The organism is Mesorhizobium sp. M0514 (genome assembly GCF_040321145.1).
GTDB lineage: Bacteria > Pseudomonadota > Alphaproteobacteria > Rhizobiales > Rhizobiaceae > Mesorhizobium.
Genome location: NZ_JAMYQZ010000069.1, coordinates 23726 through 33012, shown reverse-complemented (window position 1 = coordinate 33012; position 9287 = coordinate 23726). Strand labels below are relative to the sequence as shown.

Genomic DNA, 9287 nt, shown 5'->3' with positions numbered 1-9287 from the left:
GCGATTCGGCGATGCCTTCGCCGAATCGATGGCCGGCTCCTACGACGTCAAGATCGTGCCGGAAAACGTCTCGGTGGCGCCGCGCGTCGCGCTCGACGACCAGACCCCGGCTTTCGCCGAGGAAATCATTCCCTTCACCAGGGACCGCGACATTGCCGAGGCTTTCGCTGATTCGGGCTATACGGGCGATGACGCCACCGGCATGGCGGAGGCGATCGGCAAGCTGCTCAACGCACCGGCGCTGAAGGCGGGAACCGTGCTGCGGGTCGGGCTCGAGGTACATGGCGACGCCGCCAAGGTCGTTCGCACCAGCGTCTATGACAAGACAACGCACATCGTCACCATCGCGCTCGACGACCGCGGCCAGTATGTGCCGGCGCAGGAACCGGAGCCGAACCCCGAATTGCTGACCGCGTTTGACGATTCGTCGGCACCGGTGGTGGTGCGCGGCAATCTGCCGAACGTTTATGACGGCATCTACCGCGCCGCCTATTCCTACGGCATGTCGAAGAAGCTGACCCAGCAATTGGTCAAGCTCCTGGCCTCCGGCGTCGACTTCCAGTCCCGGCTCAATCCATCGGACCGCATCGACGTGCTGTTCTCGCAGCCGGACGGCGACGACCAAGCCTCCGACGAATCGGAACTGCTCTATGTCTCGTCGACCTTCGGCGGCCAGACGCGCAATTTCTACCGCTTCCAGATGCAGGACGGCTCGACCGACTATTTCGACGAGGATGGTTCGAGCGCCGAGCAGTTCCTGCTGCGCAATCCCCTGCCCGCCGGGAAATTCCGCTCCGGCTTCGGCGCCCGCCGGCATCCGATCCTCGGTTATGTCCGCATGCATACCGGCGTCGACTGGGCGGCGCCGATCGGAACGCCGATCATCGCCGCCGGCAACGGCACCATCGAAAAGGCCGGCTGGGCCGGCGGCTACGGCAAACAGATCATCATCCGCCATGCCAATGGCTACGAGACCTCCTACAATCACCAGAGCGCCTTTGCCAAAGGCATCGAACCGGGCGTTCATGTCCGCCAGGGCCAGACCATCGGCTTCCTCGGTCAGACCGGCCTCTCCACCGGTCCGCATCTTCACTACGAGCTGATCGTCAACGGCACCAAGGTCGACCCGATGCGCGTGCGCCTGCCGGTCGGCAAGGTGCTGAAGGGCGACGACCTGGTCGCTTTCAAGCGCGAGCGCGAGCGCATCGATGAACTGCTCAAGCAGGAAGACAGCAATCCGCTGAAGGTCGCGAGCGCCAAGATCGAAGGCTAATGCATGTCGCCAAGAAGTGTGCCGCGGTTCTGGGACAACGACATGCCTCAAAACAAAGACTTAAAGCGCGTCGTATGAATCCGTGTCAGCGCGACGCGCTTTAAGCCGTCACACTCGACGCCGGCGAATCATAATCGCCCCATCAGAGCATTCCGAATCGGGTCGGCTCCGAATCAGGTCGACTGCTTCTCGTCGGCTCGTGACCAAGGCAACTTTTGCCCCGAAACGGTGGCCCAGGCGATAATAGCGGCAAGCAGGCAAAGCACGGCCGTCACTGTCGACACGGCCGCGAACGCCGCATCGCTGGCGGCGAGCCGTGTTGCATCAAGGTCTGGCGCCAGGCCGGCCAATGCCGGTTCGCCGAATCCCGGAATGCCCGGCCTAGCGCTGGTATCGAGCATCGTCGAATAGACCCAGGCCGCGAGCGAGCCCATCGCCGCCACAGCAATCAGCCCGCCAATGCGCGAAACCGCATTGTTGATGCCGGAAGCGGCGCCGGTATCCTTGTCCTCGACCGCGGTCATGACCGCCGTCGACAGCGGCGACACCACCAGCGCCATGCCGAGCCCCATCACGGCCATCAGCGGAAAGATACCGGTCCAGAAATTGTGCATGCCGGCATGAGTGAGCAAAGCCAGCCCGGCAAAGGCGATGGCGACTACCAGGCAGCCGCTGGCGATCGGAAAACGCGGACCGATGCGATCCGACCACTGGCCGACGAGACCCGACAGCAGCGCGATCGACGCCGACAGCGGCAGGAAGATGAAACCGACCTCTTTGGTGCTCAGCCCCCATCCGGCGATCAACAGCATCGGCAGGTAGAACAGATTGGCCGACAGGGCGAAATACAGGAAGAAGGTGGCGAGGTTGGCGCCGGCAAAGGCGCCGATCCGAAACAGCTTGAGATCGATCATCGGCTCGCGCTGCCGAAGCTCGAAGACGATGAAGATGATAAGCAGCACGGCGCCTGCGGCGATGCTCGGCCCCGACATCAGACCGCTGCCTTCGGCGCTCATCGAGGTCAGTCCGTAGGCAAGCGCCCCGAAGGCAAGCGTGGCGAGAGCGGCGCCGCCGAGATCGAGGCTTCGCTTCTCCGTCGGCGCGTCGGCGGGAATCTTGGCCAACAGGAGATAGATCGAGATCAGCCCGAGCGGCAGGTTGACGGCGAAGATCGCCCGCCAGATACCGCCGCCAAAGGCCGACAGGACGAAGCCGCCGAGCACCGGACCGAGCGCCGTCGTCAGCGCCGAGGCGGCGGCCCAGATGCCGATCGCCCGGCCGCGCTCCTTCTTCGGATAGGCCTTGGCGATGATGGCGAGGCTGCCCGGCACCATGATCGCCGCACCACTGCCCTGAATGGCGCGAAAGGCGATGAGCACCAGCGCATTCGGCGCCACCGCGCAGGCCAGGGAAGCGACGATGAACAGCGCAATGCCGGCAACGAAGGCGCGCCTGAGGCCAAACCGGTCGCCGGCGGCGCCGCCGGCCAGAATCAGCGCCGACAGCGTCAGCGCATAGGCGTTGGAAATCCACTGGACCTCGGCCAGGCTGGCGCCGAGGTCGACGCGCATTGCCGGCATGGCAATGGCCAGGATCGACCCGTCGATGAAGCCGAGCGCTGACGCCAGGATCGCCGCTACCAGCACGAACTTGCGCTGCGACTGCGGGCAAAATGTACCGTTGGAAAGCGACCTGCTCAGGGGAACGGCTGCGGCTTCGCTCGGAGACTTCATGAGCGTCTGCTTAGACTTGTTGCGGGCCGGCAACAACCAGCCAGCGCCCTGCGCTCATGAATCCAGCTTTGGATATCGGTCTGCCTTATGGGCAGGCCGACATCACTGCGCTGGAGCGCTCACTTGCTCCGCAACATCATCGGCCGAGGGACCGCCGACGAACTCGACGGTGACGCCCGGCGACACCAGCTTGGCCAGTTCACGCGCATCCCAATTTGTCAGGCGCACGCAGCCATGGCTTTCGGTCTTGCCGATCTTGGAGGGATCGGGCGTGCCGTGAATGCCATAGGTCGGCTTGTCCAGCGCGATCCACACCGAGCCGACCGGGCCGTTCGGACCCGGCGGGATGGTCAGGATCTTGTCGTTCTGGCCCTGCTTGAAATTGATGCTGGGGTTGTAGGTGTAGTTCGGATCGAGCGCGACGCGCGACACCGTATGGGTGCCGGTCGGCGAGGGCGTGTCGGCTGAACCGATGGTGGCCGGATAGGCCGCGACCAGCTTGCCACCGGCGTCGTAGGCGAACACCTGCTTCTTGTCCTTGTCGGCGACGATGCGGGCAACCGGCGTCGCCACCAGCCTGCCGAAATTGGCGACCTTGATGATGGTGCCGGGACGGCTGAAGTCGGCCTCGGGATTGAGCCCCTTCAGGTAGTTCTCGTCCATGTGGAACCGTTCGGCCAAGGCTTCGGTGACGGAGGTGTAAGCCATGCGGTCGAGCTGCGCCTTCTGGCTGTAATCCTCCGGTATCGAGGCGACATAAGGCCCGGCCGCGTCCTCGGGCGTGATCGTATAATTGGCGAAAGCATCGCCACCGGTTTGCGCCAGCGCAGCCTGGATGCCGACCGCGTCGGTCGAGCGCAGATTGCTGCCGGTGATCTGGTTGTAGGCGGCAAGCGCCTTGTCGACATTGGAGCCGAAGCGCCCGTCGACGACGCCGGGTGAAGCGCCGGCGCGGTCGAGCAGCACCTGCAAGGCGGCTACATCCTGGCGTGCGCCGAGTGAAAGCGAGGGATCGACCACGGTCTTGCCACCGGCTTTCGGCGGCAGCGCGCCCTGGTCGGCGGGCGCCGCCGGTTCGGCGGGATCGATAGAGGCTTCGTTCAGCGGCTTGCGCTTGACGGGCCGCGGTTCAGCGGATTTCGGCGCTTCCGGATAGGTGTCGCTGTCATTGGCATCATCCTGCGGAGCGGCCCCCAGGAATCTGTCGCTTTCAGGATCGTATTCATCAACCGGCGGGCCGGGGATTCGTCCCTGATCGTCCAGTTGCCTGCGGCGGAAACGCGCCATGTCTTCGGGATCGTCGAGATAGTACCGGTCGTCGTCCTCGACCGGTGCGCGTCCAAGCTCGCGTGCCCGCATTTCCCGGCGCAGCGCGCGGCGGTCGAGCCTGGTCTGCGGCGGCTGGATGGCGATGACCTTGCCTGTCTCGGCATCGACGATGACGCGGTTGCCCCTGGTGTCGTAATAGATGTCGAGATTGCCGTCCTGGGCAAGCACAATGCCGCCGCTATCGGCGGCGCGGACGGCCGGCAGTGCGTTGTCCACAGTCGGCGATGCCATGGCGCTGGACGTGAGCAGCCCGGCGGCGAGCACCGAAAAGGCAAGGATCGTGCGGAACATGGTGGTCAAACTCTCCGGTACTTACAGCGCCGCGCGTCCGTTTGGACGCGCAAAGGACGCTGTAACACTTCATGTCTGCGCATGATCCTTTCCGAAAATCGAATTTCGATTTTCGGGGTCATGCGTAATTGCCGCCGCCCGGCAGTGTTCCCACCAGAACGTTCTCGCCACCGTTTGGATGCGCAAGGAACGCCCTGATCGTCAAAAGCCTGCAGGCAAACCCCTTCGCCAGCAAACCACAACATAAGCTTTCCAACATGAACCGGGCATGAAGATGGCGGATACTGGTTGCTACAGGCCCAATTCCTTGCGCGTCTGCTTCGTCAGCTTGAGGACGACGAGGCGGTGGCTTTCGCCGAGATAGTCCTTCAGCGCATCATCATCCATGCTCTGGCTTGTCTGACGCTGGATCCATTTCATGCCGCGCGAGGCGAGATAGGGCGCCGGCCGACAGCCGGGCTGATCCTTCAGCACGTCATAAGCCATTTCAGAGCATTTGAAGGTGACGAAGACGCCACCGTCCCGGTCATGGCCGGCGATGGTGAAGACCTTGCCACCGACTTTCCAGACATCGGCCCCGCCCCACTGCACGACGTGCGTCGTCTGCGGCAGCGAGGCGCAGAAGCTGTTGTAGTCGTCCAGCGTCATCTGCACCCCCGTCAAAGGATTGTTGTTTCATAAGAAAATGCCGCGCGTCCGGTCGGACGCGCGGCGTTGGATCAGGCTGCCGCGTCGGTCGGCACCACAGTGGGCCTGGACCGGAAATTCAACCGGTCAGAGCCGGCGGTGACCTTGACGGTCGAGCCGTCGAGTATCTCGCCAAGCAGGATTTTTTCCGCCAGCGGATCTTGCAGGTCCTTCTGCATCACTCGCTTCAGCGGGCGCGCGCCATAGGCCGGGTCGTAGCCCTTGGCCGCCAGCCAGTCGATCGATTCCTGGTCGAGCGACAGTGTGATCTTGCGGTCGACGAGCAGGCTTTCCAGCCGCTTGAGCTGGATCTCGACGATGCGACCCATATCCTGCCGGCGCAGCCGGTGGAACAGGATCACCTCGTCGACGCGGTTGAGGAACTCCGGCCTGAACGAGGCTCTCACCACGCTCATAACCTCGTCGCGCACGGCATCGACGTCCTGCTCTTCGCCGAGATTGACCAGATATTCGGCGCCGAGGTTCGACGTCATGACGACCAGCGTGTTGCGGAAATCGACCGTGCGGCCCTGCCCGTCGGTCAGCCGCCCGTCGTCGAGCACCTGCAACAGCACGTTGAAGACATCCGGATGCGCCTTCTCGATCTCGTCGAACAGCACGACCTGATAGGGCCGGCGCCGCACCGCTTCGGTCAGCGCGCCGCCTTCCTCATAGCCGACATAGCCGGGAGGCGCGCCAATCAGCCGGGCGACCGAGTGCTTCTCCATGTATTCCGACATGTCGATGCGCACCATGGCGCTCTCGTCGTCGAACAGGAAATTGGCCAGCGCCTTGGTCAGTTCGGTCTTGCCGACGCCGGTCGGTCCGAGGAACATGAACGAGCCGATCGGCCGGTTCGGATCCTGCAGCCCGGCCCGGGCACGACGCACGGCCTTGGACACCGCCTGTACCGCTTCGCCCTGGCCGACGACTCGCTTGCCGATCTCGTCTTCCATGCGCAGCAGCTTGTCGCGCTCGCCCTGCAGCATCTTGTCGACCGGAATGCCGGTCCAGCGCGACACGATATGGGCGACGTGGTCGGGCGTGACCACCTCTTCGACCATGCCGGCTTTGCCGTCCTGGGCTTCGGCTTCCTTCAGCTTCTTTTCCAGTTCCGGGATCTTGCCATAGGCAAGCTCGCCGGCGCGCTGGAATTCACCCTTGCGCTGGGCAATGGCGAGGTCGTTGCGGGCCGCGTCGAGCTGCTTCTTGAGGTCAGCGGCGAGGCCAAGCTTCTGCTTCTCCGACTGCCATTTGGCGGTGATCTCGGTCGATTCCTCCTCGAGGCCGACGAGTTCCTTTTCGAGACGCGCGAGCCGGTCCTTTGACGCCTCGTCCTTCTCGACCTTCAGTGCCTCGCGCTCGATCTTGAGCTGCATGATGCGTCGATCGATCTCGTCCAGCGCCTCGGGCTTGGAATCGACCTGCATCCTCAGCCGCGACGCGGCTTCGTCGACAAGGTCGATCGCCTTGTCCGGCAGGAAACGGTCGGCGATGTAGCGGTTGGACAAGGTCGCCGCCGCGACCAGCGCCGAATCCGAGATGCGCACCTTGTGGTGCTGCTCGTACTTCTCCTTCAGGCCACGCAGGATCGACACGGTATCTTCCACCGACGGCTCGTTTACGAAGACCGGCTGGAACCGGCGGGCAAGGGCCGCGTCCTTCTCGACATGCTTCCTGTATTCATCGAGCGTGGTCGCGCCGACGCAGTGCAGTTCGCCGCGCGCCAGCGCCGGCTTCAACAGGTTCGAAGCGTCCATGGCGCCATCGGCCTTGCCGGCGCCGACCAGCGTGTGCATCTCGTCGATGAACAGGATGATGCCGCCGGCCGCCGAGGTGACTTCGTTGAGCACGGCCTTCAGCCGCTCCTCGAACTCGCCGCGATATTTGGCGCCGGCAATCAGCGCGCCCATGTCGAGCGCCATCAACTGCTTGTCCTTCAGCGATTCGGGCACGTCGCCATTGACGATGCGCAGCGCCAGACCTTCTGCGATCGCCGTTTTGCCGACGCCCGGCTCGCCGATCAGCACCGGGTTGTTCTTGGTACGCCGCGACAGCACCTGGATGGTGCGGCGGATCTCGTCGTCACGGCCAATCACAGGGTCTAGCTTGCCGGCGCGGGCATCGGCGGTGAGGTCGCGCGCGTATTTCTTCAGCGCGTCATAGCCCTGCTCGGCGCTCGCCGAATCGGCGGTACGGCCCTTGCGGACGTCGTTGATCACCTGGTTCAGCGCCTGCGCTGTGACGCCGGCCTTGGACAGGATATCGGCCGTCTTGGCCGACTTCTCCATCGCCAGCGCCTGCAGCAGCCGCTCGACCGTGACAAAACTGTCGCCGGCTTTCTTGGCCAATTCCTCGGCGGTCGAAAACACCTTGGCCAGCGGCTGCGCCAGATAAAGCTGGCCGTTGCCGCCTTCCACCTTGGGCATGGCCTCAAGGGCGGTCTCGACGCCGAGCTTGACGTCGCGCACGTTGCCGCCGGCGCGCTCGATCAGCGAGGCGGCCAGCCCCTCGTCGTCATCGACGAGGACCTTCAGCATATGTTCGGGAGTGAATTGCTGGTGATTGCGCGAGAGCGCCATGGTCTGGGCGGACTGAATGAATCCGCGGACGCGCTCGGAGTATTTCTCGAGGTTCATATCTGTCTCCTTCCATCACCGGCCCGCTTTGCGGCACCGGATCAGATTGCGGTGACGGACCCGCTCATCCGAGCCGGGTCCAGTTCACGCCAGATATGGGGCGCAAGCCATTGCCGCTCAAGACGTCCGGCTGATGATATTGCATGGCCGAGCAAACGAAAACGGCGGAGATTTCTCTCCGCCGTTTCATCGACTTATGTCTTGTGGGTCAGTTGTTGGCGTCGACGGCGAACGGGTCGCCGGCAGGGCTTTCGGCCGGCGCCGCATCCACCACGTCAACAGCGGCAGCGGTCTCGCCGGCGCCATCCACCACCTGGCCACCACCAGACTGTTCGTCACCGACCTGATCGGCATTGTTGCGCGGGCGGCGCGGACGCCGCGGGCGACGGGCAGCGCCGCTCTCGGCGGCTGCCTCATTGAGTTCGGCCCGGGCGGCAAGAGCCGCTGGCGACAGGTTTTCGTACAGCGGCGCCGACTCGGAGAAACCGCTCTCGGCTTCGGGCTCAACCGCGGAAACGGTTTCCGCCTGTGCCGGGGTTTCGGTGAAGCGCTGCTGGTCGCCGCGCTGGCCGTTCTGCTCGCCACGCTGGGCAAAGTCGCCACGCTGGTCGTTCTGGCCATAGCCGCCATTGGGGCGGCGGTCACGGTTGCGGCCATTGTTGTCGCGGCCGTTATTGTTGCGGCCATTATTGTCACGGCCACTGTTGTTCTCGCGGCCGTTTTCCTGGCCGTATGCGAGTTCGGCCGGCGTGCCCTCAATCGTCGGTTGCGGACCGTTGCCGTGGTTGGCCATCGGCGCTTGCGTCTCGCCGCCATTGCCGCTGCCGGCATTGTCAAAATCGTCGCGATCTTCATCGTCGTCGAATTCGTCGCGGTTCTGCGGGGCATTCTGGATCGGCATCTGCGCCTGTGCGGCGGCAATGATGCGGTTGTAGTGCTCGGCGTGCTGGAGGTAATTCTCCGCCATAACCCGGTCGCCGGAGCTTTGCGCGTCACGGGCCAGAGTGGCGTATTTTTCGGCGATCTGCTGAGCCGATCCACGGATTTTCACGTCCGGGCCGTTGCTCTCGTAGTTGCGCGTCAGGGGATTTGGGCCCTTGCGATTGTTGTTGTTGTTATTGTTGTTGCCACCGCCGCCGCCATTGTTGTTGCGACCGCGCATGCGCCTGTTCTGCTGTTGTGGCCTCATAAGACTCTCTTCATTTTGAAATTTTCGAAAAACGTTTCACGAACGGAGGCGCTCATGCAGCCAGCCGTTTCGTTTCTTCACCGGCGTTCGCCCGCATCAATTGCGTTGGCGCCACGTGTCATCCTGTTCCGGTTACATCACTTGCC

6 protein-coding genes are annotated in these 9287 nt (G+C 63.8%); 1 reads left to right on the top strand and 5 read right to left on the bottom strand.

The window, feature by feature from the left end; all coding sequences use genetic code 11:
* Positions 1 to 1273 (top strand): M23 family metallopeptidase (locus tag NKI61_RS24065; protein ID WP_352841177.1); only part of this gene is annotated, 1273 nt, incomplete at its 5' end.
* Positions 1274 to 1446: 173 nt separating this feature from the next.
* On the opposite strand, the gene NKI61_RS24060 is transcribed toward NKI61_RS24065, so the two are convergent.
* From NKI61_RS24060 to NKI61_RS24040, 5 genes are all read right to left on the bottom strand, one after another.
* Positions 1447 to 3006 (bottom strand): MFS transporter, encoded by a 1560-nt coding sequence (locus NKI61_RS24060; protein WP_352841176.1) that lies wholly within the window; start codon positions 3004 to 3006, stop codon positions 1447 to 1449.
* Between the two features lie 102 nt (positions 3007 to 3108).
* Complete coding sequence (locus tag NKI61_RS24055) at positions 3109 to 4626, bottom strand: L,D-transpeptidase family protein (protein ID WP_352841174.1); 1518 nt, start codon at positions 4624 to 4626, stop codon at positions 3109 to 3111.
* A gap of 291 nt (positions 4627 to 4917) precedes the next feature.
* On the bottom strand, positions 4918 to 5274 hold the full coding sequence (locus NKI61_RS24050) for an MmcQ/YjbR family DNA-binding protein (protein WP_352841171.1): 357 nt from the start codon (positions 5272 to 5274) through the stop codon (positions 4918 to 4920).
* 71 nt (positions 5275 to 5345) lie between these two features.
* Complete coding sequence (clpB, locus tag NKI61_RS24045; RefSeq protein ID WP_352841169.1) at positions 5346 to 7952, bottom strand: ATP-dependent chaperone ClpB; 2607 nt, start codon at positions 7950 to 7952, stop codon at positions 5346 to 5348.
* A 208-nt stretch (positions 7953 to 8160) separates the two neighbouring features.
* Positions 8161 to 9141 carry a DUF4167 domain-containing protein gene (locus tag NKI61_RS24040; protein WP_352746913.1) on the bottom strand — a complete coding sequence of 327 codons (981 nt, stop codon included), beginning with the start codon at positions 9139 to 9141 and terminating at the stop codon, positions 8161 to 8163.
* Positions 9142 to 9287 lie beyond the last annotated feature (146 nt).